Raw genomic sequence first — 25417 nt, 5'->3', positions numbered from 1 at the left:
CCCTGGGGCAGGGCGCCCACAATGGGGCCGCAAGGTTTTCCCGCGCGGCCTTTCCCGCCGCCCCCCGGAAGACGAAAGGAGTTCCCGATGAACAACCACTCTTCGCGCCAGGACCGTGAGGCGCCCTCCTCCAAGGACCAGACCACCCTGGGCATCCTGAACCTGCTGCTGCTCGGTGGCCTCGCGGCCGCGGCCCTGAACACGAACACCCGTCAGCGGGTCATGGGCGGCACCAAGTCCCTCGCCGCCGCCGCCGGGCACACGCTGGAAGAGACGGTCAAGCCCGCGCTCGCCACCGCCGCCGAGCAGGCCGCGCACGTCGCGCAGGCCGCCGTCCACAAGGGCGGCGAGGCCGTGCAAACCCTGCGCGAGGAAGCGCCCGGCCGCGCCCACAGCCTGCTCGAAACCGTGCAGGAGGTCGCCGGGGCCGCCGCGAGCACCGTCGCCCACAAGGCCGCCGACCTGACCCACGCCGCTGCCGAACTTGCCGAGGAAGGCCGCGAGGGCGCCGCCCACGTGGCGATGGGGGCCAAGCACCAGATCGCCCGCGAGGTGCGCGAGGCCCGCCGGGAGGGTGGGAAGGCCCTCGCCAAGGCGGGCCGCGAGGCCCAGGGCGCCCGCCGGGACGCCGAACGCCGCCTCGCCCGCGCCCGACGCGAGGCCGAGCGCGAACTCAAGTCCGCCCGCCGGGACTGGGACCAGGCCCGCCTCGAGCGCGAGGTCGAGAAGCGGATCGCGCCCCTGAACAAGCAGGTCAGCCGCGAACTCGCCCGCCTGGACAAGGAGGGCAAGAAGGCCAGGGGCCGCGCCCGTGAGGACCGCCGCAAGGAAGCCGAGGCCGGGAGCGGCCTGGGGGGCACGTCCCTGCTGATCGCCCTCGTCGGGGGCGCCATCGTGCTCGCCCGTGTGCCCGCCGCCCGCCACAGCATCCTCAAGGCTGTGGAGGGGGTCAGCCCCGAGGCCGCCGAGCGCCTGCACAAGGTCAGCCGCGACGCCCGCAACGTGATCGGCTCCATGTGGCTCGAGAGCCTCGACGAGACCGCGCCCGCCCCGGCCCCGGCGCCCGCCAAGCCCGCCTCGGCGCCGGCCAGCGCCCCGGCCACCCCGGCGACCGACGCCGCCACCAGCCACGCGGCGGCGGGTACGGCGACGGCTCCGGCCGACGCGGGCACCAGCGGCGCGACCTGGGGCGGCTCGCCCGCGCCCGACTCGGCCGCCGTGAGCGGGGCGACCCAGGGCGACGGCTCGAAGCAGGGCGATCAGAAGCGTCAGAACTGAGCGGCCCACCTTTCCCGGCGCTGCCCCCGAAAGGAGGCGGCGCCGCTTCCCTGCCGGGCGCTAGACTGCCCCCCGATGCGCCTTCCCAGCGACGCTCCCCTGGCCCTGATCGGGTACTCCGCCGATGCCGCCCGCGCCCTGCGGGGAGCCGGACTGCTCGCCGTGCCCGTCCCCGACGACGACCCCACTGCCATGTTGGACGCCTGCCGCACCCTGCGTTTTGTGGGGGCGCTCGTTCACCCCTCGCGTGAGGTGGCCCTCGCCGGGCACGTGGACCTCGACCCCGACGCCCGCCGGGTGGGCCGGGTGGACGCGGTGGCTTTCGGGGCCGGGACCCACGGCACCTACGCCCTCGCGGACGCCCTGATGGACGCGTTGGAGGGCAGCGGGTACGCTGCCCGCGGCGCCGACGCCCTGCTGCTGGGGTCCGGCACCGACCTCGCCCGCGCCCTGCCGCTGCTGCGGCTGGGCTTCGGCAACGTGGGCCTCGTGGCTGACTCCTACCCCGAGGCCGAGCGCTTCGCCCGCGACGTGCCCGCCGGGGTCCGCGCCTTTCCGGTGGGGCGGCGCGACTCGGCCCTCACCTCGTTCTCCGAACGGGCCGACCTGATCGTGCTCACCGGGGGCACCCTGCCTCCCGGCCTCCTCCAGCCCTACCACACCCTCCTCGACCTCACCGGGCAGGCGAGCACCGGCAGCAGCGGCGCGGCGCGGCTCGACCTCGCCCGTCTGCCCGGGCTGCGGCTGGTGCGCCAGCTCCTGCACGCCACCGGCCAGCGCTACCGCCCCGAGGATGTGGGCGACCTGGCAGCGGCGCTGGCCTGAACCCAGCAGGGAGGGGGCAGAGGGGGGAAGCGTCCCGGCCCTCTGCCCCCTCCCCCTTACCGCTACTGGGTACTTCTGGGGTCCAGCACGTCCCGCAGGCCGTCTCCCAGCAGGTTGAAGCCCAGCACCGTCAGGAAGATCGCGAGGCCCGGAAAGATCATGGTCCACGGGGCGTCCACGTAATACTGCCGGGAGTCGCTGATCATGGTGCCCCACTCGGGCAGGGGCGGCTGCGCCCCGATCCCCAGGAAGCCCAGCGCGGCGACCTCGATGGTGGCCGTGGCGATGCTGAGCGCTCCCTGCACGATCAGCGGCGAGAGGCTGTTGGGGAGCACGTGCCGGAAGACCATCCGGCTCTGGCTGGCCCCCAGTGCCCCCGCCGCCTGCACGAATTCGCGCTCGCGCACGCTCAGGACCACCGAGCGGGCCAGACGGATATAGACCGGCACCTGCACCAGCGACACGGCGAGCATCGCGGTCACGAGTTGGGGGCTGTTCAGCGCGAAAAGGCGGTCCATCGCCGCGATCAGGACGGGCGGATTGTCGCTCGAGAAGATGCTGGCGAAGCCGATGGCGAGCAGGATGCCCGGAAACGCCAGCATCACGTCGCTGAGGTACCCGGTGACGTTGTCCAGCCACCCGCCGAAGTAACCCGACAGGACGCCCAGCACCGTGCCGACCAGCAGCGCCAGAATCGTGCTGACGACGCCCACCTTGAGGCTGAGCTGCGCCCCGTGCAGCACGCGGGTGGCGACCGAACGCCCCAGGTTGTCGGTCCCGAACGGGGCCTGCCAGACGTTGACCGCCCCGGTCACGGGATCGCGGTATTCCTCAGCGACCTCGGGGTTCCAGAGCGCGGCCACAGAGGGCGGCTTGAGGTTGAGCCGGTAGTCGCGGTCGGTGGTGGGGTCGTAGGGCACGAGCACCGGGGCCAGCAGCGCGAGCAGGGCAAACACCGCCACGATCACGGCTCCGACCTTGCCCGGGGTCGAGCGCCGGAACCGCCGCCAGAAGATGCTGGGCTGCCGGGAGGCTGCCTGCGGAGGAGAGAGGGTGGTCATGGAGTACCTCGGGAGTCGGGGTCTGGGGGCCAGGGGAGGGAGGTCAGGCGAAAGGCCGCCAGACGGCGGGGGAGGAGCCGCGCTTGGGTCACCGGCCCGCGCCTCAGCGGTACTGAATCCGGGGATCGAGCGCCGCGTAGCTGAGGTCGACCAGCAGGTTCACCACGCTGACGACCAGCGCCGCGAAGATCACGCCGCCCTGAATGATGGGGTAGTCACGCAGGCTGATTGCGTCGTAGACCCAGGACCCCAGCCCCGGCCAAGAGAAGATCGTCTCGGTGAGGACCGCGCCGCCCAGGAGTGCCCCCGCCTGCAACCCGACCACGGTGACGACCGGCAGCATGGCATTTCTCAGGGCGTGCTTGAGGGTCACGCTGCGGGCCGAAAGCCCCTTGGCCCGGGCGGTGCGGACATAGTCCTGCCCCAGCACGTCCAGCAGGCTGGAGCGGGTGATGCGGGCGACGATCGCCAGCGGGATGCTGCCCAGCGCGATGGCCGGGAGAATCAGGTGCCGGACAGCGTCCCAGGCGGCGGCGGGTTGCCCCCGCAGCAGGGCGTCGAGGACGTAGAACCCGGTGATGGGTTCCAGAATGGTCTCGTTGCCCAGCCGGGCCGAGGGCGGCAACCACCCCAGCCGCACCGCGAAGAAGTACGACAGCAGCAGCCCCAGCCAGAAGACGGGCATGCTTACCCCCACCAAGCTGATGGTGGTTGCCGCGTTGTCCCAGCCGCTGTTGCGCCGCAGCGCGGCCAGGATGCCGGCGGGCAGCCCGACAAGCAGGGCGAACAGCAGCGCCGCGAGGCTCAGCTCGGCGGTCGCCGGAAAGCGGGCGGCGAGTTCGTCGCGCACCGGGATGTTGCTCTTGAGGCCGCTGCCCAGGTCACCCTGCAGGAGCTGCCCCACGTAGCGGGGAAACTGGGCGTCGAGCGGGTTGGCCGGATTGGCGAAATTGATGAACCAGGGCTTGTTCAGCCCCAGTTGTTCCCGCAGCGCCGCGGCCGCGGCCGGGGTCGCCCGTTCGCCCAGCAGGGCGGTCGCCGGGTCGCCGGGGATGGAGCGCACGAAGGCGAAGACCACCACGCTGATCCCGATCATGACCAGCAGGGTCCGCAGCAGGCGGCGAATCACGTAACTGCCCAAGGTCGTTGTCCTTTCGGGTCGTCCCAGGTTCGGTTCGGGCCGAACGGGTTCCGGAGTTCACCGGACTGAAACTAAGGAGGGGAGGTCCGGCACTGGACGGCCGTCCGGACCAGGGGGCGCGGGGCGGGCGCTCCTGCTCCGCCCGCCCCGCGCCCCCTGTTGTGCGGTGCGCGGCCGCTGTTAGCGCTTGCCGACCAGCGAGACGTTGTTGAACGCCTCGCTGCCCAGCGGGCTGGGCACCCAGCCCTTCACGTAGGTCCGGGCGGCCGCGAGCGGCTGGCTGTGGACCATCGGCAGGCGGTAGTTCGCCTTGTAGGTGATCTCGTGCAGTTGCGAGTACACCCGCGCCTTGGCGGTGCGGCTCACAGCGGCGCGGCCCTGCTCGAGCAGGCGCTGGAGTTCAGGCGGATTCCAGTTGATGTCGTCGCTGGCGGTCGGGCCGTAGTACGCCCCGTAGAAGTTGTCGGGGTCGCCGTAGTCGCCCGTCCAGCCGATCATGTACATGTCGAAGCCGGGTTCCTTGTTGCGGTCTTCGAGGTACTTGGCCCAGTCCTCGGTCTTCAGGTTGACCTTGATGCCGATGGCGCTGAGGTCCGCCGCGATGGCCTCCGCGATGGGCTTGGGCGTCGGGAAGTACGGACGGCTGACCGGCATGTACCACAGGTCCAGCGAGATGCCGTTGGGATAGCCCGCCTCCGCGAGCAGGCGCTTGGCCGCGGCCGGATCGTACTTGTAGGCGGCGGGGACATTCTTGGAGTTGGCCCACGCCAGCACGGGCGGCAGGAAAGAAGCGTTGCTGATCCCCAGCCCGTTCCAGAAGGCGTCCACGATGGCCTTGCGGTTGATCGCCATCGAGATGGCCTCGCGCACCTTGTCGTTCTTGAGGTACTGGTTGCGGTTGTTCAGGCTCAGGAAGCCCACGTTGAAGGAGGGCTTCTTGACCGCCACGAGGTTGCGGTCCGCCTGCACCGACTTCAGCGCGTCGGGCGTGAGGTCGGACGTGAAGTCGATGGTGCCTGCCTTCAGCTCGTTGAGGCGCTGCGAGGCGTCCTTGATCGCGCGGATGATCAGCCCGTCCACCTTGGGCTTGCTCCCCCAGTAGCTGCGGTTGGGCGCCAGGGTCACGCGGTCGCCGGTGCGCCAGCTCTGGAAGATGAAGGGTCCGGTGCCAATAGGCTTGCTCGCCGGGGTGCCGTACTTGGCCCCGTCCTTCTTGATGGCGGTGGGGCTGGCGATACCGAAGTACCCGGCGCCGATCACCTCGGGAAACACGCTCGACGGCTTGTTCAGGTCGAAGCGCACGGTGGTGTTGTTCACCTTGACGATGTTCTTCACGACCGAGGTGGCGTCGCCCTTGTAGCCGCCCAGGAGCTGGCCCCAGATCTCGAAGGTGCGGCCCTGGTTGCGGAAGCCCTGGGGGTGCTTGGGGTCCCACCAGCGGCTGAAGTTGTACACCACGGCGTCGGCGTTAAACGCCGTGCCGTCGTGGAACTTCACGTTCGGACGCAGGGTGAAGGTCCACTGGGTGGCGTTCGCGTTGCTGGTCCACTTGGTGGCGAGGCCCGGCTCGGGGTCGGTGGTGCCGTCCTTGAAGGCCACCAGCGTGTCGTAGATCTGGTGCTGCACCAGAATGCTGATGCCGTCGGTGATGTTGCCCGGTTCCAGGCTGACCGGGTCGCCGTTGGCCCCGTAGACGAGGGTCGCGGCACCGGCGGTGGGCAGCGTGGCAAGCAGGGCAGTCAGCAGCAGTTTTTTCATGAACCCTCCGGGACGCCGCTCAGCCCCCTCGGACCACGGTGGACCGGGCGGGGCAACATGAACGGCAGCTCAAGCTCTGAACGTGCGCTCAGGGTAGGGGGCGGCGCGGGGAGTGTCAAGCAGGTCACATAGGGCGGGCAGGCAAAAGCCCTGGGCCGGAAAGTCCCGTGCCCAGGGCCTCCGAGTGGAGCCCTGTGGGTCCCGCTCAGGGCGTCGGCGTCAGTTCGCCCAGGTCGGCCCGCGTCCGCTCTGGCCCCAGCACGGCCTCTCGCTCGCTGCCCGGCTCGTGCGTCTCGCCGTAGATGCCGTTGCCGTCACGGTCGCGGCCCGCCAGCGCCCGGAAGGTGCCGTCGGGCAGGTAGGCGGTGAAGCGGCCCAGTGCGTCGAGCGCGGGCTGATATGCCAGGCCCCGCGTGTCCCACAGCCGCAGCCCCAGCGTGTCGCTGACGGCTGGAGCCCCCAGCGCCGCCGCCGCGTTGACCATCCCGTACCCGAAGGCCTCGTCCCGGCCTTTGCCCCCGAGGTCGGTGGCGGTCGCCGTGAGCCGCGCGAGGGTATCGTCCCGGCCCTGGGTCACGCCCTTGCTGAGCAGCAGCGCGGCGAGGGCGCTGACCTGTGGAGTGGCCTGGCTGGTCCCGGCCTGTCCCATGTAGGTGGGCTGGTTCTTGCTGTAGTCCCAATCGGTCGAGAGAATCACGTCCGCGTAGGGCTTGCCGTTCAGCTGCCCGCCGTTGTGATACGTCGCCCCCGCGAGGTCCACCCCCCCCGGCGCGGCGAGCTGCACCGCCGGGTACCGGTTGGAGTAGCTCGCCCGCAGCGGAGCGCTCGCGCCCGAGAGGGTCACCGCGCCCACCGCCACCGCGCCCTCGCAGGCGGCGGGGTAGTAGGGGGTGGTGCCGTACCCGTTGCCCGCCGCCGCGAACACCAGCGCCCCGGCGGCCGTGGCCTCCGCGACTGCCTCGCACAGCGGCGCGGCCTGACTTGCGGGGATTTCGCCCCCCAGGCTGAGGTTGATGACCTCAGCCGGACGGTCCAGCCGGTAGGTCTGGCTCCCCAGCGTCACGGGCAATCCCGCCGCGTAGCGCACCGCGTTCACCACGTCCGAGACCTCGGTGTTGCCCTGCGCGTCAATGGCGCGAATCGGCAACACCTTCACGGGCGCCTTGTAGGCCGCTCCCACCACGCCGCTGGTGCTGCAGGCCGTGCAGCCGGGAAACTGGGCGATTTGCCCCCAGCGGGCCGCGATGATGCCGCTGACATGGGTGCCGTGGCTGCCGCCCCGGCGGGCGGGGGTGCCGGGGTCGCTGGGGTCACGGTCAGGGCCGTCCCCATCGCCGTTGTCGTAGGCGCCCTTCTGGTCGGCGGGCACGAAGTTCAGCACGTCGAGCGCGCCGTTGTCCGGCCCCAGCAGCGCCCCGGCGAGGTCAGGGTGGTCGTAGCGCACGCCCGAATCCACGACCGCCACCGTGACGGGCCGGGTGTAGCCGCCCGACTCCATATCGCGCCACACGGCGCGGTAGCCCAGCAGCCGGTAGGCCCACTGGAGGCCCGCGTACTCGTCGCTCGGCTCCAGCGGGGCGGGCGTGGACTGTACCCGCAGCACGGCGTTGGGCACCGCGTATTCCACGTTGGGGTCCCGCCGCAGCGCGGCCAGCGTGCCCGCCACATCGTCCGTGACCAGTTCGGCCCGTCGCCCCCCGAGGTCGCGCCGGGCCTGCGGAGTGACCTCGGCCAGAGCCGCGCGGGTGCTCGCCAGCGTGCTGTCCTGCGCGGCCACCTTGCGGCCCAGCGCGAGCGTCTGCGCGGCGGGCGAGCGGTACTTCACGATGACACTGCGGGCCTCGGCGGGGGCCGTGTCCTCGGCCAGGGCCGTGCCCACGTCCGTCCCCTGCGCCTGCGCGGGGTCAGTCACGCGGCCAGTCAGCACGTACTGGTCGGCGGTGACGGTCCAGACCGCCGTACCCGTTTGCTCGCCCGCCTGCCACGAGAGCTTGACTTGCCCGGTCAGCCGCGCCTGATCGGCGCTGGTCGGCGTGCCCAGCGCCCGGTTGGCCCGCACCTGCACCCGCAGCGCCCCGGTGCCCGACGTGGGCGAGACGCTCAGCCACGCCGGGGTGTCCTCCACCCGCCAGGAGGTGCCCGCGAAGGGAGCCTCGGTGCCCAGGGTCAGCGCGGTGCCGAGGTCCAGGGTACGGTCGGCCAGCGGCGCGGAGCCGGGCGCGGGCAGTGGGGTCGGTGCCGGGGCGGGGAGGGGCGGCGCAGGCAGCGTGCTGCACGCGGCGAGCAGCAGAGCGGCCGGGAACAGGAGAAGGGGGCGCTTCATGAATACCGCATGATGCCCCGCTGACCTGACGCCCGAATGAAGACGGGCCGACATTCCGCCCACCCTGTGGCGCGGCAGTACCGTTTTCCCGCGCCGGGCGGCAGAATGCCCCCCGTGCCCAGCGGACGTGTCCACAACCTCATCAATGTCGCCGCCTACAGCGTCCTCGCGGCGGCGGCCCTGATCGCCACGCGGCAGGACCTCCTCACCGTGACGCCCGTGCAGGCGCTCAACTTCTCCCTCGCCTTCTTCGCCGGAACGCTGCTGCTCTCGCCCGATCTCGACCTCGCGGACGGTGGGGGGGTGGATTCCAAGCGGCGCTGGGGGGTGCTGGGCGTGCTGTGGGTGCCCTACGGCTGGCTGTTCCGGCACCGGGGCCTCTCGCACACCTGGTTGCTGGGGCCGCTGACCCGGCTGCTGTACCTGGGGCTGTGGGGCCTGGTGCTCCTCGGCCTCGTGCGCTTCGTGTGGCCGGAGGCGCCGCTGCCGTCGGTGCCGCAGCCCGTCAGCCTCAAGGTGGTGCTGCCCTTCGTCCTGGGGTATTACCTCAGCCAGTGGCTGCACCTCGTCGCGGACGGTGTCTGGCCCGGCCACGGCTGGCGGCAGGTGCGCCGGAAGGTGGGCGGGCGCAAGCGGGCGGCCCGGTCGCGCTGAAGCCTGGCCTCACCGCGCCCGCGTCTGAAACACCATCACCTCGCTCGATTCCTCCAGCGGGCCGCCCTGAAAGCTCCCGGTCACGCGCGGCGCCTCGAAGCCCGCGCAGCGCAGCAGCCACTCGACCTCGTAGCGGGTGTAGTAGCGCTGGGTCAGCGTGAAGTGCCGTCGCCGCAGCAGGCCGTCGGGGGCAGTGGTATCCACGTGGTACTCGGTCGTCACGTGCTGGCGCACCCGGTCGCGGCGCTGCACCAGAAACACGTCGGTGCGCGAGCCGTCCGGCCCGTGGAACGTCTCGCCCTCGTGCCGCAGAGTGTTCATCTCGCCGTAGCGCGGCACATACAGGTCAAAGGCGAAGGCCCCACCCGGCGCGAGGTGGGCGCGGAGGTTCTCCAGCGCCGCGAGCTGCTCGGCGGGCGTGTAGAGGTGCATCAGCGCGTTGAAGGGCGCCAGAATCAGCGCGAAGCGGCGCGAAAGCCGCACGCTCTGCGCGTCCCCCTGCACGAATTCGACCGTCAGTCCCTGCTCCTGCGCCCGTGCGCGTGCCCGTTCCAGCATCCGGGCACTGGGGTCCAGTCCGGTCACGTCGGCCCCGCGCCGCGCCAGGAAGGTCGTGACCCGCCCGGTCCCTGCCCCCACTTCCAGCACCGGCCCCCCGGCCCGCTCCGCAAGCCCCGCGTAGAAGTGCAGGTCGTCGCGGTAGAGGTCGTACTGGCGGTCGTAGAGGTCGGCGAGGTCGTCGTAGTTCACGGGGAAGAGGGTACGCGGTCAGGGGTTCGGGGGTGTGCCGTACCGCTCTAAAAAGGCCCCCCGCCCCATCACGCTGAGCTTCGGCTCCGGGGCGTCCGGCGGGCTGCCGTAGGCGCGGCGCAGCAGGTTGGCCCACAGGTGCAGGCGGTGGGCAGTGGTGGGCGGGAGGTCGTGCGTCTCAAACCCCAGGGTGGCGAGCAGCGGCGAGAGCGCACTCAGGCAGAAGACCACCTCCGCGCCCCGCAACTCCGGCCGGGTCACGAGGTCGTGGGCCACGTCCCGGAAGTCCTCGCGGGCGAGGCGGACGCTGCGGCGCAGGCCCAGGTCCACCATCAGCGGGTTGTTGACGTGAAACTCGGCGGCGGGCGTGCCGCGCGGAACCGGCGTTCCATCGGCCAGCCAAACGCCGTCCAGCGGAAAGCGCACCCGGCCCACCCGGAACAGCCCATCGGCCCGCCCCCCCGCAGGCCGCACCCCGCCCAAACGGTCCAGCCCCGCGTCCAGCCCGCCCATCACCCGCCGGGGGAGGTCGGCGGGGGTGAGCGGCACGGCCCCCTCCAGTTCCTCCAGCGGCACCATCCGGTACCCCCGCGCCCGCAGGTCGGCCAGCAGGCCCGGCAGCCCCGGCCCGGTCACCCGCGCTCCCGGTCCCGCGTCGTGCAGCACGACCACCGCGCCGGGCCGCACGAGTGCCCCCACCCGCGAGCGCAGGCCCTCCGGGGTGGAGTCGGGGTGCCAGTCACGGCCCTCCACGTTCCAATGTGCCCCGATCAGCCCCGCCGCCCGCTGGCCCAGCACGGTCGCCAGCGTGTAGCCGCCGTGCGGGGGGCGATGCAGCCGCACGGGGCGGCCCACGACCGCCGACACCCGCCGCGCCGCCTCGCCGGGATCGCGGAAGGCCCCCCACAGTGAGCGCAGCCAGGCATGACGGTGCCTTGCCCCGTGCGCTCCAACCTCGTGTCCCTCCGCGAGCATCCGCTGAATCAGCTCGGAGTGCGCCTCCGCCCGATCCGCCACCACGAAGAAGGTGGCCCGCGCCCCCGCCTCCCGAAGCGCGTCCAGAACAGTGGGGGTCGTGTGCGGGTCGGGGCCGTCGTCGAAGGTGAGGGCCACCGCCCTCTCCCCCTGCCGACCTTCCCGGATTAGTCCCAGCCCTAACCGCTGCACCAGCAGATAGGGGAGGCCGATATAGGCGAGCAGTCCCAGCGCCACCCAAGTCCGCCGCTTCATGCCCGCCCTCTCATCCCCGCCCCAGTGCCCGCAGCAGCGCCGCCGCGACCCGGTCGGCGGCGTCGGGCACGCTGACCGCGCGGGCGTTCGCGCTCAGGCGAGCGTGTTCGCCTTCGTCCAGCGCCCGCAGCACCGCGCCCCGCACCTCCGCCCGCGTGCGCGGCCACAGCGCGGCCCCGTGCCGCACGAGGTAGTCGGCGTTGTGTTCTTCCTGCCCCGGAATGGGGTCGTGGACCACCAGCGGCACGCCGAGCGCGGTCGCCTCCGCCACCGTCAGCCCGCCCGCCTTGCCCACCACGAGGTCGGAGGCGGCGAGCAGTTCCGGGAAGTCCTCGCGGAACCCCAGCCCGTGAATCGTCGCGCCACCGAAGCGCCGCACGCCGCGCTCCCGTGCCCCGGCCAGCACGAGCACCTGCACCGGACGTCCCAGCCCCGCAAGCTCCTCCAGCAGCGGCCCCAGCGCCCGGTAACTGCCCGTGCCCCCGCCCGACACCAGCAGGACAGGCTGGTCAGGCCGCAAGCCGTGTTTCTCCCGCAGCGCCCCCCGGTCCGCCCCCACCAGCGCCCGGAACGCCGGGGCGATGGGAATGCCCGTCACCGCCACCCGCTCCGGCGGAAGGCGCCAGCGGCCCATCTGCTCCCGCGCCTCCTCGGTCGCCACCATCAGCAGCTCGGCCTCGGGCCGCGCCCAGTGGTGGTGGATGCGGTAGTCGGTGACGACCAGGGCATTCAGGAAGTCCGCCCCCAGCCGCCGCCGCGCCGTGTGTGCCAACGCGACGGGGGTGGGATACGAACTCACGACGAGTTCGGGCTGCACCTCCCGCACGTCCCGCAGCATCCCGCGCAGGCCCAGCCAGCCGAAAGTGCCCGTCAAGGCCCGAGGCTCGCTTTCCCGGTCCGTCCAGTTGTAGAACGCCCGGTACATGCCCGGCGCGTACCGCAGCCACGCCGCGTAGGTACCCGCCGTGACCGCCCGCTCCACGGGATTCACGTAGGTCAAGAAGTCCGCGTGCCGCGCCTGGAGCGGGACGCCCGCTGCCCGCAAGGCCGCGTCCAGCGCCCCGTTCGCCTGATGGTGCCCGCTCCCGAAGGAGGCCGAGAGGATCAGGGCACGCAATTCGGGAGGGGAGGGCGGGGCCTCCTGGGTCACGTCCGCCTCAGCAGCCACAGCCCCACCACCGCGAACAGCACGTTGGCGAGCCACACGCCGGGTTCAGGGAGGGTGGGCATCCTCCCCGCCACGGTCAGCCCCACGAAGAAGACGAGGTAGTACGCCACCGCCACGAGCAGCGCCACGCCCAGCGACACCCCCAGCGTGCGCCCATAGCGCAGGGCAAAAGGCAAGGCCGCAAGCGCCAGCACCAGATTCCCGAACGGCAGCGCGAGCTTGCGGTTGAGGTCAATTCGCGCGTCCTGCCGCTCGGCGGGCGTGGCCTGGGGGTCACGGAGGGTGGCGGTCAGTTCGTTCCAGCCCCCGGCGTCGGCCCCAATCGCATCCGCGTACTCGGCAAAGGTCTCCTGCCGCGACCGCCCGGTGTCGAGGTTCAGCACCGCGCCGGGTTCGTCCGGCAGGATCACGCCCGGAAAGACCTCCTGCACGGCGGCGCGGAAGGCGACCGGATCGTTCTCCGGCACCCGGCTGAGTTCCGCCGCCGCTGCGTAATTCACCGTGAACACCTGATACCCCGTCAGGCTGAGCCGGTTGCCCTCGAAGGTGCCGCCCTCCGCGAAGATGATGGTGCCCCGGCGAAGGTCGTCCGATTGCCAGCGTTCCACCCGCACCCCCCGCATCTGACGGGTGGCGTGGTCGTACCCGGCGAGATAGAGGGTCAGCCCGCCCCGCAGGTCAAGCGTCTGCCCAGCCAGCCGCGCGAGGCCCGTTCCCGTCAGCACGTCCCAGTACAGCCCCCGCGTCTCCACGTTCGCGCGGGGCGCCACCCACAGGCTCAGCCAGATCGCGAGCGCAGTCACCAGCGTCCCCACCACTAACACCGGCCGCGCGGCCCGCCCCAGGCTGATGCCCCCGGCCTGCACCGCCACGAGTTCGCGCTCGGTATTCATGCGCCCGAACGCCACCACGGTCATCAGCACGGCGGCCATCGGCAGCACCTTCACCAGCGTGTCGGGCACCTGGTAGGCAATCCATTGCCCCACCAGTCCCAGCGGCACGCCCCGCAACCACTGGCTGGAGATAAAGAAGTATCCAAAGCTCAGAATCGCCGTGAACAGCAGCGTGCCCACCAGCAGCGGCGGCAGCAACTCGCGGGTGACGAGGCGGGTGAGGCGGGTCATCGGGCGCCTTCGGCGCGGCGGGTGGAGGACACAGAAGCCTTTTCTACACGCCACCCGCGCCGGGCCACAAGTCTCTTCACCCCTTCGCCACCGCGAACAGAATCGTCGCCTCCGCCGCCACCTGCCCGTCCACCTCCGCGCGGCAGGTCGTCTTGCCCAGGCCCCGGCGCAGGAACTCCAATTTGGCGTGCAGGTGCAACTGGTCGCCCGGAATCACCTTGCGCTTGAAGCGTGCCCCCTCCACTCCCGCCAGATACCCCACCGTGCCGGGTTCGAGCTGCCCGTGCAGACAGAACATGCTCGCCTGCGCCAGCGCCTCCACGATCAATACGCCCGGCATGACGGGTTCCTGCGGAAAGTGCCCCTGAAAGAAGGGTTCCCCGATGCTCACGTTCTTGAGGGCATGGACCTCGCCCTCCCCGGCCCGCAGCACCCGGTCGACCAGCACAAAGGGAAAGCGGTGCGGCAGCGTCGCCAGCACCTCCTGAATCAGCAAGGGTTCCATGACAAGTTCCTCCCGGCCCCGAGCACGTCCCCAGGGGCAAAACGGGGCAATCGTAGCACGCGCCCCAAACGCGGTTCGCCGCTCCTCAGCGCGGCCGGGCGAAGGCGATCAGCCCGGCCAGCACGCTGGTGATCACACTCAGGCCCACCGCCCGCCAGAAGCCCGGCAGGTCCCCCACCCCCAGCGCTCCCGCCTGCAGCGCCTCTACACTCCCCAGCGTCCGCAGCCACAGCGGAGCCCCCGGATTGAGGTTGGCAAACGCCCCCAGCGTCAGCGCCGCGCCCCCCAGCGTGAGCAGGCTCAGGCCCACCACGGCCAGCCAGCCCAGCACCCGCCGTCCCGTGCTGAACTTTTCCGAACCGTCCTTCGCCTGCCGCGCCATCATCGCGGCGCATTGTAGGGCAGAGGGGGCGGTACACTCCGCCCGTGCCCCCCCTGCCCGCCCGCGTCCGCGTCACCCGTCCGCCCCTGCCCCTCGCGCCCGCCCTGCGTGCGGCGGCCGTGCGGCTCTGCCCCCAGGCCCCGCACGAGGCCCTGACCGCGGCCGCCCTTGCCGTGGCGGGCGGTTCCGTGATCGGCGCGGCCCTGGCCTGGGACGGCAGCGAGGCATTGGGCGTGGAGAGTGCCTGGCGCGGGCGCGGCATTGAGGAGGCCCTGATGGAGACGCTGGAAGCCGCCCGACAGTCGCCCTGAGCTCCCTTTGCTAGCCTGACCCCATGACCGCGACCCTTCCCGCTGCCGACACGGGCATGAGCTTCGCCCTGTCGGACGACCAGCGCATGATCGTGCAGCATGTCCGCGAGTACGCCCGCGCCGAGATCGCGCTCAAGGCCGCCGAGTACGACCGCAGCGGCGAGTTCCCCCACGAGCAACTGCGCGGGCTGGCCGAACTCGGCCTGATGGGCGCCACCCTCCCGGAGGCCTGGGACGGCGCGGGCCTCGACTCGGTGACCTACGCCCTGTGCCTGGAGGAAATCGCCGCCGCCGACGCCTCGGTCGCCGTGATCGTCTCGGTGCAAAACGGCCTGCCCGAGCAGATGCTGCTGCGCTACGGCACCGACGCCCAGCGCGAGCGGTACCTGCGCCCCCTGGCTCGTGGCGAGCACATCGGCGCCTTTTGCCTCACCGAACCCGGCGCGGGCAGCGACGCCGCCAGCCTGCGACTGCGGGCCGAGCGTGACGGCGACACCTGGGTGCTCAACGGCTCCAAGGCCTGGATCACCTCCGGCGGGCAGGCCGAGACCTACCTCGTCATGGCCCGCACGGGAGGCCCCGGCGCCCGCGGCGTGTCCTGCTTCGTGGTCGAGAAGAATACCCCCGGCCTGAGCTTCGGCCGCCCCGAGGAAAAGATGGGCCTGCACGCCGCCCACACCACCACCGTCACCTTCGACGGGGTGCGCGTGCCCGCAGGGAACATGGTGGGGGAGGAGGGCCAGGGACTCATCATCGCCCTCGCCAGCCTCGACGCCGGGCGCATCGGCATCGCCATGCAGGCCCTCGGCATCGCCCGCGCTGCCCTGGAACACGCCGCGAAGTACGCCTCCGAGCGCGAGCAGTTCGGCAAGAAGCTCCGGGAATTCGAGGGCGTCTCCTTCAAGGTCGCCCGCATGGCCGCCCGCATCGAGGCCGCCCGGATGGTCGCGCTCAAGGCCGCGTGGCTCAAGGACCAGGGCCAGCCCTACGGCAAGGAGGCCAGTATCGCCAAGCTGCTCGCCTCGGAAGCCGCCGTGGACGTGACCCGCGACGCCATCCAGATTTTCGGCGGCAACGGCTACAGCCGCGAGTACCCCGTCGAGCGCCTCTATCGCGACGCCAAGGTCACCGAGATCTACGAGGGCACCAGCGAGATTCAGCAACTCGTGATCAGCCGCGCGGTCTTTGCCGAATACGCCGACTGACAGAATGAGGTCGAGAGGGGGCGTGCCGACCGGGTGTGCCCCCTTTCTCCTGCCTTCCCCCTGAGCGTCAGATGAGGCTATAGTGAATGCCAGTGATGACCCAGCCCCCGCCCGCGCCCGAAGTTCTGCGTGTTTCCGGCCAGTCGCGGCCCAACGCCGTGGCGGGCGCGGTCGCAGCGCTGCTACGGTCACAGGGTCAGGTCGAGGTGCAGGCCATCGGCCCGGCGGCGGTCAATCAGGCGGTCAAGGCCCTCGCCATCGCGCGGGGCTACCTGGTCGGGAATGCCCTCGACCTCACTGTGCAACCCGGCTTCATCAAACTGGAGCAGGAGCAGGAGGAGCGCACCGCCCTCTGCTTCCTGGTCCGTGCCGTGCGGCAACCGTGAACGCAGTTAAAGCCCGTCTTCACCGAACCTGAGTGTAGGTCACTCATACTGAGAGCGTATGGACTTCCTCGCCTTCATGGGGCCGTATGGGCCTCTGATCCTGATCATCTTCGTGGCCTCGCTCTTCATTCAGGGCTACCTCAGCCGTACCTACGGCAAGTGGGGGCAAGTGCGCAACAGCCGCAACCTGACCGGCGCGGAGCTCGCCCGCATGATGCTCGACGAGAACGGCCTCTCGCACGTGCCCGTCAACATGGTGCCCGGCCAGCTCTCCGACCACTACGACCCCATCCGCAAGACCGTGAACCTCTCGGAAGCCAACTACCGCCTGCCCAGCGTGTCGGCCCTGGCCGTCGCCGCGCACGAGGTCGGGCACGCCATTCAGGACAAGGTGCGGATGCCCGCGCTCGTGCTGCGCGGCCGCCTCGCGGTGCCCCTCAGCCTGGGCATGAACCTCGCCCCCCTGCTGCTGCTCGCGGGTGTGTTTCTGCAGCTCACCGGCCTGCTGTGGCTGGGCGTGATCCTGTTCGCCGGAGCGCTCCTCTTCCACCTCGTCACCCTGCCCGTCGAGTTCGACGCGAGCCGCCGTGCCCTGGCGTACCTGGGGCAGCGCGGGGTCGTGGCAGGCCAGGAGGCGCAGGGTGCCCGCACCGTGCTCACCGCCGCCGCCCTGACCTACGTGGCGGGCTTCGCGATGGCGCTCGCGCAATTGCTCAACGTGCTGGGCATCGCCCGCAGCCAGAGCGACTGAGCCTTATCAGCAAAAGACGCCCCGGCTCAGGCTGGGGCGCTTTTTTGTTACTGAGTGGTCACACGTTGAAGCCGAACATCCGCATCTGCCGCTTGCCGTCCTCGGTCATCTTGTCCGGCCCCCACGGCGGCGTCCAGACGAACTCCACGTTGACCTCGCTGACGCCGTCGAGCCGCCCCACGGCCATCTCCGCGTCGGCGCGGATCAGGTCCTGCACCGGGCAGCCCACGCTGGTCAGCGTCATGGTGATGTCCACCAGGCCCGTGGGCTGAATGTCCACCCCGTAGATCAGGCCGAGGTCCACCACGTTGACCGGAATTTCGGGGTCCTTGACGACCTTGAGGGCCTCGAGCACCTGCTCCTCGTTGGGGAGGGCGCCCTGGGGAGCGGCGGTCTGGGTCTGGTCTTCCATTATTGGTCTCCCTGTTCAGTGGGCAGACCCGCTTCGGCCCACGCCATGGTGCCGCCCGCGAGATTGACCACGTCGCTGTAGCCCTGCGCCCGAAGGTATTCCCCGGCGCGGGCGCTGCGGGCGCCGCTGCGGCAGATCATCACGAGCGGGCGGTCTTTCGGCAGTTCCCCGAATCGGCTCTCCAGTTCGCTGAGCGGCAGGAGCCGGGCGCCCTCGGCATGAAGCTCGGCGTACTCATTCGGCTCGCGCACGTCCACGAGGAGGGCACCCTGCTGCACCCGCTGGTGGCCCTCGGCCGGGGGGATGTCGGGAATGGAGGTCTGGGTCATGCGGGCAGGATACAGGCCCGCCGCCCCGCGCGACCGTGCCCCCGACCCCCTACACTCGGCCCATGCCCACCGGTCTCCCCCCCGGCGCGACCCTGATCGACCTGCGGCCCCAGGAGCTGCGCTTCCGTGAGCCGCTGGAACTCTTGACCTCTCTGCCCGTGCGCCCGCTGACCCTGGACGCGGTCGAGCGCGGTACGCACGGCCTGACCCCCGACCTCGGCCCCCTCGTCGTGCTGTGCGAGCGTGGCCCCCGCTCGGCCCTGGCCGCCCGGCTGCTGCAAGCCGACGGGCTGGACGCGACCGCTTACCCCGGCGGCCTGCCGGGGCTGCGCCGCGACCTGGGCACGCGGTAACGCCCCGGTAATGGCCGGGGCCGATCCTGGGGCCATAGGAGGTTGACCATGCCCCGCATCCTCGTCACCACCGACGGCAGCTCCCTCGGCCACCAGGCCCTTGCCCACGCCGACGCGCTCGCCCGCGCCCTGGGTGCCGATCTCTCGGTCCTGTACGTGCAGCCCGACCCCCTGCCCACCGTGGCCGAGGCCTACGCCTACGTCCCCGAGAACGCCGTGCAGGAGCAGGAAGAAGCGATGCTGGCCCTGCGGGACGAACTCCAGGCCCGGCTCCCCCACGCCGACCTGCGGCTGGAACGCGCCTCGGGCCGTCCGGTGCCCCGGCTGATTCTGGAAGCCGCGAGAACCCTGGAGGCCGACCTGATCGTGATGAGCACCCACGGACGCTCGGGACTGAGCCGCGCCCTGCTCGGCAGCGTCGCAGAAGCGGTGACCCACCACGCCCCGGTGCCCGTGCTGCTCGTGCGCGATGGGCAGGCGGTGCCGAGTTGGGCCGCCGTCCAGAGTGGCGGAGCCATCGCCAGCCGGTAAGCCTCTTCCCGACGGGGCCAGCGTCCACTGCCGGACCTGGCCCCGGCCCCGTTCCCCCGCTCACGCTCGCCCCCGCTCACGCTCGCGCCCCAGCCGGTCGGCTAGACTGCCCCGTTATGGCGCGTGCGCGTGTGAAACCGGAAGTCATGAGTCCCGTCGGGGGCTGGCCCCAGTTGCGGGCGGCGGTCGAGGCGGGCGCCGACGCCGTCTTCTTCGGGGTGGAGGCTTTCCACGCCCGCGCCAAGGTGGGCTTTACCAACGAACAGCTCCCGGAGCTGATGCGGACCCTCCACGCCCGCGGCGTGATGGGCTTCGTGACCTTCAACATCCTCGTCTTTGACGGCGAGCTGCGGGAGGCCGAATCTCAGCTCATTCACCTCGCCGAGAGCGGCGTGGACGCGATTATCGTGCAGGACCACGGGGTCGCCCGCCTTGCCCACGAGATCTGCCCCGACCTTCCCATCCACGGCTCGACCCAGATGAGCATCACCTCGGCGGAGGGCGCCGAACTCGCCCGCCGCTTCGGGGCCAGCCGGGTCGTGCTGGGCCGCGAACTCTCGCTGCGTGACATCGGCCGCATCGCCGCGCAGACCGACATGGAGCTGGAAACCTTCGTCCACGGGGCGCTGTGCGTGAGCTACTCCGGCCAGTGCTTCTCCTCCGAGGCGTGGGGAGGCCGCTCCGCCAACCGGGGCCAGTGCGCCCAGGCCTGCCGCCTGCCCTACGACCTCTTTGTGGACGGCCTGCACCGCGACCTCGGGGACGCCCGCTACCTGCTCTCGCCGGGCGACCTGTACGCGCTGCATCAGGTGCCCGACCTCGTGAACCTCGGCGTGAACTGCCTCAAGATCGAGGGCCGCTACAAGGATGCCGAGTTCGTCGCCCTGACCACCGCCGCCTACCGCAAGGCCGTGGACGAGGCGTGGGCGGGCCTGCCCCTCTCGGTCACACCGGAGGAGGAGCGCGACCTCGAACAGGTCTACTCGCGGGGGCTGGGGCCGCACTTCATCGCGGGCACCAACCACCAGACGGTCGTGCGCGGCCGGGCACCGAGGCACCGGGGCGTGCGCGTGGGCACCGTGCGCGGGACGACCGAGCGCGGCGTGTTGGTCGAACTGGCCGAAACGGTCAAGCCCGGCGACGGCCTCGTCTTCGACCCCGCCAACTGGCGCACCCCGGAAGGCCGCGAGGAGGGCGGCTTCCTGTACGGCCTGTGGCAGGGCGGGCGTCAGACCGAGGAAGTCCGCCCCGGCCAGACCTACGAGTTGCGCTTCGGGCGCGGTGCGGTGGACCCGGCCCGCGTGCGCCCCGGCGACCCGGTGTGGCGCACCCAGGACCCTGGCCTGGTGGCCCGTGTGAAGCCGCTGCTGGACGCTGCTGACCCCGTCTACACCCGCCCAGTGACCGCCCACTTCCGGGGGCACGTCGGCGAGCCGCCCGCCCTGACCCTGACCGACGAGCACGGGCACGCGGCCACCGCTGCCCTCCCCGACCCCCTTCAGCCCGCCCGCAACCGGGGGCTGACGGAAGAGGGCCTGCGCGAGAGCCTCGGCAAGCTGGGGGGCACGGGCTACCACCTCGCCGGACTGACGGTGGACCTCGCGGGCCTGGGTTTTCTGCCCGTCTCCGCCCTCAACGCCCTGCGCCGTGAGGCCGCCGACCGCCTGACCGCCCTCCGCGCCGAGGCCCCGGCCCGCCGGATCACGCCCCGGCTGGACGAGGCGCTGCGCGGGGCCGTCGCCGCGCACCCCGCCCCTACCCCTGCTCCCGACCGTCTCCACGTCCTCGTCCGCACCCCGGAACAACTGGACGCCGCGCTGGAAGCCCACCCCGACTCCATTACGCTCGATTACCTGGAGCTGTACGGCCTCAAGCCCAGCGTCGAGCGCGTCAAGGTCGCCGGAATCCCTGTCCGGGTCGCCAGCCCACGTATCCTCAAGCCCACCGAGCAGAACCTCCAGAAGTTCCTGCTGTCGCTGGGGGCCGAGCTGCTGGTGCGCTCCGGCGGCCTGCTGGAAGGCTTGCAGGACATGCCCGACCTCCCCGCGCTCACGGGCGATTTCAGCCTGAACGCCGCCAACGTCCTGACCACCCGCGCCCTGCTGGACCTCGGCCTGACGCGGGTCACGCCCACCCACGACCTCAACGCCCGGCAGATCACCGACCTCGCCGGACTCGTTGGCCCGGAGCGGCTGGAGGTCATCGCCTACGGGCACCTCCCGGTCTTCCACACCGAGCACTGCGTCTTCTGCCGCTTCCTCTCGGACGGTACCGACTACACCAATTGCGGACACCCCTGCGAGTCGCACCGGGTCGCCCTGCGCGACGAGCGCGGGCGCCTGCATCCCGTCATGGCCGACGTGGGCTGCCGCAACACGGTCTTCGAGGGGCGGCCCCAGGTCGCCGGGGGGCACCTGGACACCTGGCGGGCGGCGGGCCTGCGTGACTTCCGCCTGGAATTCGTGCACGAGTCCCCGGACGAGGTGCGCGAAGTCATCGCCGCGCACCGTGCCTACCTCGTGGGCGAGCTGGACGCGGGGGCGCTGGCCGCTCGCCTGCAAGCCCTCTCGGAGGCCGGCACCACCGAGGGCAGCCTCTTCGTGCCGCCCGGCTTCGAGGGCCTGACCACGCTGCCGATGCTCTGAGCGGTCGGGGGCCTAGCCTCCCCGCACCTCTCCGTCCACGTACACCCAGGCCCCCTCCACCCGCGTAAAGCGGCTGCGTTCGCGCATCCGGCCCATGCGCCCGCCCGCCCGGAAGGTGGCGGTGAACTCCACTGTGTCACCCTCCGCCCGGTGGATCGTCAGCCCGGTATAGCGGGTATCGTCCGCTTCCAGATTTAGGTCGGCCGGGCAGGTGTCAGGGTGCCAGGTGCGCCGAACATAGTCGGTGTCGCGCAGGAAGTACGCCGCATACCGCGAGCGCATCAGCGCTTCTGGCGTCTCGGCGGGCCGCTCGCCCGTGTGCCGGGGACCGCAGCACGCGCCGTAGCTGCGCCCCGAACCGCACGGGCAGGGCTTGAAAGGCGGGTAGGGGAGGGGGGACATGGCGGGAAGCATAGCGGGCATACTGAACCCCCGATGACCGCGCCCCCCGCCATCACCTCCCTGCAAAACCCGCACGTCAAGCGCCTCGTGCGTTTGCGTGCCCGCCGCGACCGCGACCGCGAGGGCGTCATCCTGATTGAGGGTGCCCGCGAACTCGCCCGCGCGGTGGCCGCCGGGCTGGAGTTCCACACCTTCTACCTGTGCCCGGCCCTTTACAGCCCCGAAGCGCAGGAGGTGGCCCCCACCCTCCCCGGCCCCCGCCTCGAACTCTCCCGCGAGGCTTTCGAGAAGGTCAGCGGCCGCGAGAACCCCGACGGTCTGCTGGCGGTCGCCCCCCGCCCCACGCGCCCGCTGCCTGACCCCGGCCCGGACACCCTCCTCCTCATCCTGCACAGCCTGGAGAAGCCCGGCAACCTCGGCGCGATCCTCCGCACGGCAGACGCGGCGGGCGTGGGGGGCGTCCTGATCCTGGGGGCCACCGACCTCTACTCGCCGGGCGTGATTCGTGCCTCGCAGGGCAGCGTCTTCACCGTGCCCGTCACGGCCCTCCCCGAGGCTGAAGCGCAGACCTACCTCGCCCGGCACGCCTTCACCCGCGTCGCCTGCACCCCCGACGCCCCCCGCGACTACTGGGACGCGCCGCTGACGGGCCGGGTGGCCCTGGTGCTGGGCGCCGAGCACGCCGGGCTGCCCCCCGAATGGCGCACGTCCGACCTCCCCGTCCGCATCCCCATGCACGGGGAGGCCGACAGCCTCAACGTGGCGACGGCGGCCGCGCTGGTGCTGTACGAGGCGCTGCGCCAGCGGAGGTAGGCCATCTGGCCGAGGGGGCCGTTCCGCATGGCCCTCTGCTAGCCTCCCCGCATGACCACAGCCGAAAGGAAGGCGGCCCTGCCCGCCCGCGCTGACGTTCCCCGCGAGCAGACCTGGGACATCGAGGCCCTCTTCGCCACCCCGCAGGCCTGGGAGGCGGAAGCCGAGGCCCTCCCCGCCGCGATCGACGCCTTGGGCAATCACGCCGGGCGGCTCGGAGGTGGCCCCGACGCCCTCGCCGCCTACCTGCGCGAGGCCGACGACGTGGAGCTGCGCCTCGCCCGCTTCTTCTCCTACGCGAGCATGGGCGCGAGTGTGGACGGCCGCGACGCTGAGGCCGCCGCCCGCCGTGACCGCGCCAGCACCATCGCCGCCCGCTACGGCAGCGCGACCGCCTTCGCCCGCCCTGAACTCCTCGCGCTGGATGAGGCGACGGTGCGCGGGTGGCTGACCCGGCCTGACCTCGCCGACTACGCGGTGCGCTTCGAGCGGCTGTGGCGCTCGCGCCCGCACGTCCGCTCGGCGGAGGTCGAGGAACTTCTCGGTTCGGTGCAGGCCCCCTTCGCCTCCGAGCGCGGCATCCATCCGGCCCTCGCCAACATGGACCTGCGCTTCGGCACAGTGTCGTCCAGTGGCGGGGGCGGCGAACCCGTTACCCAGGGCAACGTGGACCGCCTGACCTCGCACCCCGACCGCGAGGTGCGCCGCGAGGCCTGGGAGAACTACGCCGACGCCCACCTTGGCGTGCGGCATTCGCAGGCCGCGATGTACGCCACCCACGTCCGCCAGAACGTCTTCCTGGCCCGCGCCCGCCGCTACCCTGACGCGATCACGTCCTTCCTCGCGCCCGACAACATTCCCACCGGGGTCGTGACCACCCTGCTGGACACCTACCGCGCCCACACCCCCACCTGGCACCGCTACTGGCGCGTGCGCCGTGAGTGGCTGGGCCTCCCCGAACTGCGCGAGTACGACGTGAAGGCCGCGCTCGTCGAGCCCCGCGCCGTGTCCTACGAGCAGGCGGTGGACTGGATCGAGGAAGGCATGGCCCCCCTCGGCGACGCGTACCTGCGTGACATGCGGGCCGGGCTGACCACCGAGCGCTGGGTGGACTACGCCGAGAATGACGGCAAGCGCCAGGGGGCCTATTCCAACGGCGGCGGGCGGGTCAAGCCCTACATCTTCATGACCTGGAACGGCACCATGAGCAGCTACTCCACCCTGGCCCACGAGATCGGCCACTCCATGCACTCGCTGCTCTCCCAGCGCGAGCACTCCTACGCGGTACCCCGCTACACCCTCTTCCACGCGGAGGTGGCGTCGAACTTCAACCAGGCGATGGTCCGCCAGCACCTGCTTCGCCAGGCCCGCGAATCCGGCGACACCGACTTCGAGGTCCAGCTTATCGAGGAAGCCCTCGCCAACTTCCACCGCTACTTCTTCATCATGCCGACGCTGGCCGCCTTTGAACTGGAGGCCTACCGCCGCATCGAGGCCGGCGGGACGCTGAGCGCGCCCGACCTGATCGGCCTGACCGCCGACCTGCTTGCCCAGGGCTACGGCGACGGCGTGCAGATGGACTGCGAACGCTCCGGCATCCTGTGGGCACAGTTCTCCACCCACCTCTACGCCAACTTCTACGCCTACCAGTACGCGACTGGCATCAGCGCCGCCCACCGGATTCTGGAGCAGTTTGGTACCGACCCGGACGCCGCCCGCGAGCGCTACCTCGCCTTCCTGCGCTCCGGTGGTCGCCTTGACCCCATCGACGCGTTGAAGGAAGCGGGCGTGGACATGCTCAGCCCCGAGCCGGTGGAGGCGACCTTCCGCACGCTGGCCGGGTACGTGGACCGGTTGGAGGAACTGCTGGCGGAACGCAAGGGGAATTGAGACCCCTCAACTCAGGCGCGGGAGGCAGTGGGCGGGCCTCCCGCGCCTTCTTACGCTCTACCGCAGCGTGATGCGGCGTGAGGTGGCCCGTAAGGTCTCGTTGTTCGCCTCGAAGTGGCCTGCCACGACATATTCCCCGCGCGGCACAGGCTGACCGTTGGGTTCCGTCTGGTCCCAGTCGCAAACGTAACTCCACGTCTGCCCCGGTGCCAGGGTCCGAACCTCATTCATTGCGAGGCGCACCACCGGCTCCGCACCCGCACAACTCCACACCACCTGCCCCTCTGCGTCCCGAACCAGCATGTCGTAGACCGGCACATTCCGCGCCACTTCCAGCGCCAGAGGCTTATCCGAGACGTTTTTCAGGAACAGCTTCAAGCGCACGACCTCGCCGGGGCCGTAGCTCGGCAGGGCCACCAGGTTCAGCCGCAGCGGAAGACTCCCCACCGCCTGCTCGGCCACCGCCGGAGCGAGGAGCGGGGGCGAGCGATCTTGAGCCGTGGCAACCGCACCCAGAGCGAGAAGCGAAAGCAGGGCGCGGCGAAGGCTCGGCATGATCCCAGCCTAATGGTCGCCCTGATTCCCGGCTGACCCAAAAAGGCAAAAATTTCACGACTAGGTTGATCGTGAATACTTTCACTTAACCTCGACAAGAGTAGGCGGGGAAGCCCCCGCCCATTCGCCCTTACGCCTGGGGCTGCTGAACCTGCATGCCCTGGGGCGCGAAGCCTTCCAGCGCGGCGTAGTCATCCTGGAAGTGCATCAGGACGCCGCCGAACAGGGTGTCGAAGGTCTCCTGGGGCATCTCGGCCAGGGTGGGGTAGAAGCCCACGTACTCCAGCCAGACATTGCCGTCCGCGTCGATGGAGCGGGAAAAGGCCCGCTCGCGGTTGCGGTCGTTGAGCATGACCATGACTTCCTGGCGGCGGTCGGCGTAGCTCTTCTGGGTCACGCAGGTGACTTCCAGACGGCTGGTGTTGTTGGGGCCGTCGTTGACGGACACCAGCACGGCGGCGTCGCCCATCTCGAAGCGCCAGCCCATGCGGATAAAGCGCTGGCCGCCCTGATCCTCGATGTCGAGCTGGACTTCCTTGTCGCGCAGGTACTTGGCGAGCGTGTCCAGCGTGAGAAGTGCGGTTTCCATGGTCATTTGAAACTCCTCCTGTGGGTGAAACCCGGGCCAGATTCTA

27 protein-coding genes are annotated in these 25417 nt (G+C 71.2%); 12 read left to right on the top strand and 15 right to left on the bottom strand.

Features of this window, described 5'->3' with window-relative positions; genetic code table 11:
- The first annotated feature begins 87 nt into the window (after window positions 1-87).
- Together C3K08_RS06820 and C3K08_RS06815 are read left to right on the top strand one after the other, a co-directional pair.
- Window positions 88-1278, top strand: coding sequence for a hypothetical protein (locus C3K08_RS06820; RefSeq protein ID WP_104990623.1), 1191 nt, complete (start codon window positions 88-90; stop codon window positions 1276-1278).
- Between the two features lie 75 nt (window positions 1279-1353).
- A complete protein-coding gene (locus C3K08_RS06815; protein WP_104990622.1) occupies window positions 1354-2103 on the top strand; it encodes a shikimate dehydrogenase in 750 nt (249 codons plus the stop codon).
- 62 nt (window positions 2104-2165) lie between these two features.
- On the opposite strand, the gene C3K08_RS06810 is transcribed toward C3K08_RS06815, so the two are convergent.
- The 4 genes from C3K08_RS06810 to C3K08_RS06795 form a co-directional block, all read right to left on the bottom strand.
- A complete protein-coding gene (locus tag C3K08_RS06810; protein WP_104990621.1) occupies window positions 2166-3164 on the bottom strand; it encodes an ABC transporter permease in 999 nt (332 codons plus the stop codon).
- A gap of 103 nt (window positions 3165-3267) precedes the next feature.
- Window positions 3268-4305: an ABC transporter permease gene (locus tag C3K08_RS06805; RefSeq protein WP_104990620.1), complete on the bottom strand. Its 1038-nt coding sequence runs from the start codon at window positions 4303-4305 to the stop codon at window positions 3268-3270.
- Between the two features lie 180 nt (window positions 4306-4485).
- Window positions 4486-6063 (bottom strand): ABC transporter substrate-binding protein, encoded by a 1578-nt coding sequence (locus C3K08_RS06800; RefSeq protein WP_104990619.1) that lies wholly within the window; start codon window positions 6061-6063, stop codon window positions 4486-4488.
- Window positions 6064-6268: 205 nt separating this feature from the next.
- Window positions 6269-8386, bottom strand: a complete 2118-nt coding sequence (locus C3K08_RS06795; RefSeq protein ID WP_104990618.1) for a S8 family serine peptidase — start codon at window positions 8384-8386, stop codon at window positions 6269-6271.
- Between the two features lie 114 nt (window positions 8387-8500).
- Between C3K08_RS06795 and C3K08_RS06790 the strand changes: the two genes are divergently transcribed.
- Complete coding sequence (locus C3K08_RS06790; RefSeq protein WP_199777010.1) at window positions 8501-9040, top strand: DUF2227 family putative metal-binding protein; 540 nt, start codon at window positions 8501-8503, stop codon at window positions 9038-9040.
- A gap of 9 nt (window positions 9041-9049) precedes the next feature.
- On the opposite strand, the gene C3K08_RS06785 is transcribed toward C3K08_RS06790, so the two are convergent.
- The 6 genes from C3K08_RS06785 to C3K08_RS06760 form a co-directional block, all read right to left on the bottom strand.
- Window positions 9050-9790, bottom strand: coding sequence for a class I SAM-dependent methyltransferase (locus tag C3K08_RS06785; RefSeq protein WP_104990617.1), 741 nt, complete (start codon window positions 9788-9790; stop codon window positions 9050-9052).
- Between the two features lie 18 nt (window positions 9791-9808).
- Window positions 9809-11020 carry a polysaccharide deacetylase family protein gene (locus C3K08_RS06780; protein WP_104990616.1) on the bottom strand — a complete coding sequence of 404 codons (1212 nt, stop codon included), beginning with the start codon at window positions 11018-11020 and terminating at the stop codon, window positions 9809-9811.
- 10 nt (window positions 11021-11030) lie between these two features.
- Window positions 11031-12188: a glycosyltransferase gene (locus tag C3K08_RS06775; RefSeq protein WP_234009205.1), complete on the bottom strand. Its 1158-nt coding sequence runs from the start codon at window positions 12186-12188 to the stop codon at window positions 11031-11033.
- A complete protein-coding gene (locus tag C3K08_RS06770; protein ID WP_104990614.1) occupies window positions 12167-13312 on the bottom strand; it encodes an LptF/LptG family permease in 1146 nt (381 codons plus the stop codon). Before C3K08_RS06770 ends, C3K08_RS06775 begins: the two co-directional genes overlap by 22 nt.
- A gap of 76 nt (window positions 13313-13388) precedes the next feature.
- The gene (fabZ, locus tag C3K08_RS06765) at window positions 13389-13817 is read right to left on the bottom strand and encodes a 3-hydroxyacyl-ACP dehydratase FabZ (RefSeq protein ID WP_104990613.1); all 429 of its coding nucleotides are present in this window, start codon (window positions 13815-13817) and stop codon (window positions 13389-13391) included.
- Between the two features lie 85 nt (window positions 13818-13902).
- Window positions 13903-14202 carry a hypothetical protein gene (locus tag C3K08_RS06760; protein ID WP_104990612.1) on the bottom strand — a complete coding sequence of 100 codons (300 nt, stop codon included), beginning with the start codon at window positions 14200-14202 and terminating at the stop codon, window positions 13903-13905.
- A 41-nt stretch (window positions 14203-14243) separates the two neighbouring features.
- Here C3K08_RS06760 and C3K08_RS06755 point away from each other — a divergent pair, with 41 nt between their 5' ends.
- The 4 genes from C3K08_RS06755 (at window position 14244) to C3K08_RS06740 (ending at window position 16852) form a co-directional block, all read left to right on the top strand.
- Window positions 14244-14510: a hypothetical protein gene (locus C3K08_RS06755; RefSeq protein WP_199777009.1), complete on the top strand. Its 267-nt coding sequence runs from the start codon at window positions 14244-14246 to the stop codon at window positions 14508-14510.
- A 23-nt stretch (window positions 14511-14533) separates the two neighbouring features.
- A complete protein-coding gene (locus C3K08_RS06750; protein ID WP_104990611.1) occupies window positions 14534-15715 on the top strand; it encodes an acyl-CoA dehydrogenase in 1182 nt (393 codons plus the stop codon).
- A gap of 95 nt (window positions 15716-15810) precedes the next feature.
- Window positions 15811-16101, top strand: coding sequence for a stage V sporulation protein S (locus C3K08_RS06745; protein ID WP_104991963.1), 291 nt, complete (start codon window positions 15811-15813; stop codon window positions 16099-16101).
- Window positions 16102-16159: 58 nt separating this feature from the next.
- Complete coding sequence (locus C3K08_RS06740) at window positions 16160-16852, top strand: zinc metallopeptidase (protein ID WP_104990610.1); 693 nt, start codon at window positions 16160-16162, stop codon at window positions 16850-16852.
- 58 nt (window positions 16853-16910) lie between these two features.
- On the opposite strand, the gene C3K08_RS06735 is transcribed toward C3K08_RS06740, so the two are convergent.
- Together C3K08_RS06735 and C3K08_RS06730 are read right to left on the bottom strand one after the other, a co-directional pair.
- Window positions 16911-17264, bottom strand: a complete 354-nt coding sequence (locus C3K08_RS06735) for a metal-sulfur cluster assembly factor (RefSeq protein ID WP_104990609.1) — start codon at window positions 17262-17264, stop codon at window positions 16911-16913.
- A complete protein-coding gene (locus C3K08_RS06730) occupies window positions 17264-17593 on the bottom strand; it encodes a rhodanese-like domain-containing protein (RefSeq protein WP_104990608.1) in 330 nt (109 codons plus the stop codon). Before C3K08_RS06730 ends, C3K08_RS06735 begins: the two co-directional genes overlap by 1 nt.
- A 62-nt stretch (window positions 17594-17655) precedes the next feature.
- On the opposite strand from C3K08_RS06730, the gene C3K08_RS06725 reads away from it, so the two are divergent.
- The 3 genes from C3K08_RS06725 (at window position 17656) to C3K08_RS06715 (ending at window position 21122) form a co-directional block, all read left to right on the top strand.
- Entirely contained in the window at window positions 17656-17946 is a 291-nt protein-coding gene (locus tag C3K08_RS06725) for a rhodanese-like domain-containing protein (RefSeq protein ID WP_104990607.1), read from the top strand.
- 48 nt (window positions 17947-17994) lie between these two features.
- Window positions 17995-18477 (top strand): universal stress protein, encoded by a 483-nt coding sequence (locus tag C3K08_RS06720; protein WP_104990606.1) that lies wholly within the window; start codon window positions 17995-17997, stop codon window positions 18475-18477.
- 116 nt (window positions 18478-18593) lie between these two features.
- Window positions 18594-21122 (top strand): U32 family peptidase, encoded by a 2529-nt coding sequence (locus tag C3K08_RS06715; protein ID WP_199777008.1) that lies wholly within the window; start codon window positions 18594-18596, stop codon window positions 21120-21122.
- Between the two features lie 12 nt (window positions 21123-21134).
- Here the strand turns inward: C3K08_RS06715 and C3K08_RS06710 are convergent, their stop codons facing one another.
- Window positions 21135-21524 (bottom strand): YchJ family protein, encoded by a 390-nt coding sequence (locus tag C3K08_RS06710; RefSeq protein ID WP_104990605.1) that lies wholly within the window; start codon window positions 21522-21524, stop codon window positions 21135-21137.
- 33 nt (window positions 21525-21557) lie between these two features.
- Between C3K08_RS06710 and C3K08_RS06705 the strand changes: the two genes are divergently transcribed.
- Window positions 21558-22337 carry an RNA methyltransferase gene (locus C3K08_RS06705; RefSeq protein ID WP_104990604.1) on the top strand — a complete coding sequence of 260 codons (780 nt, stop codon included), beginning with the start codon at window positions 21558-21560 and terminating at the stop codon, window positions 22335-22337.
- A gap of 51 nt (window positions 22338-22388) precedes the next feature.
- The gene (gene pepF, locus C3K08_RS06700; RefSeq protein ID WP_104990603.1) at window positions 22389-24227 is read left to right on the top strand and encodes an oligoendopeptidase F; all 1839 of its coding nucleotides are present in this window, start codon (window positions 22389-22391) and stop codon (window positions 24225-24227) included.
- Window positions 24228-24284: 57 nt separating this feature from the next.
- Here pepF and C3K08_RS06695 read toward each other — a convergent pair whose 3' ends face one another.
- Both C3K08_RS06695 and C3K08_RS06690 read right to left on the bottom strand, forming a co-directional pair.
- On the bottom strand, window positions 24285-24782 hold the full coding sequence (locus tag C3K08_RS06695) for a BsuPI-related putative proteinase inhibitor (protein WP_158679864.1): 498 nt from the start codon (window positions 24780-24782) through the stop codon (window positions 24285-24287).
- Window positions 24783-24912: 130 nt separating this feature from the next.
- Window positions 24913-25377: a YbjN domain-containing protein gene (locus tag C3K08_RS06690; protein ID WP_104990601.1), complete on the bottom strand. Its 465-nt coding sequence runs from the start codon at window positions 25375-25377 to the stop codon at window positions 24913-24915.
- Window positions 25378-25417 lie beyond the last annotated feature (40 nt).

Origin of the sequence: Deinococcus sp. NW-56 (assembly GCF_002953415.1) — a bacterium.
GTDB lineage: Bacteria > Deinococcota > Deinococci > Deinococcales > Deinococcaceae > Deinococcus.
This window is presented reverse-complemented; position numbering and strand designations above follow the sequence as displayed.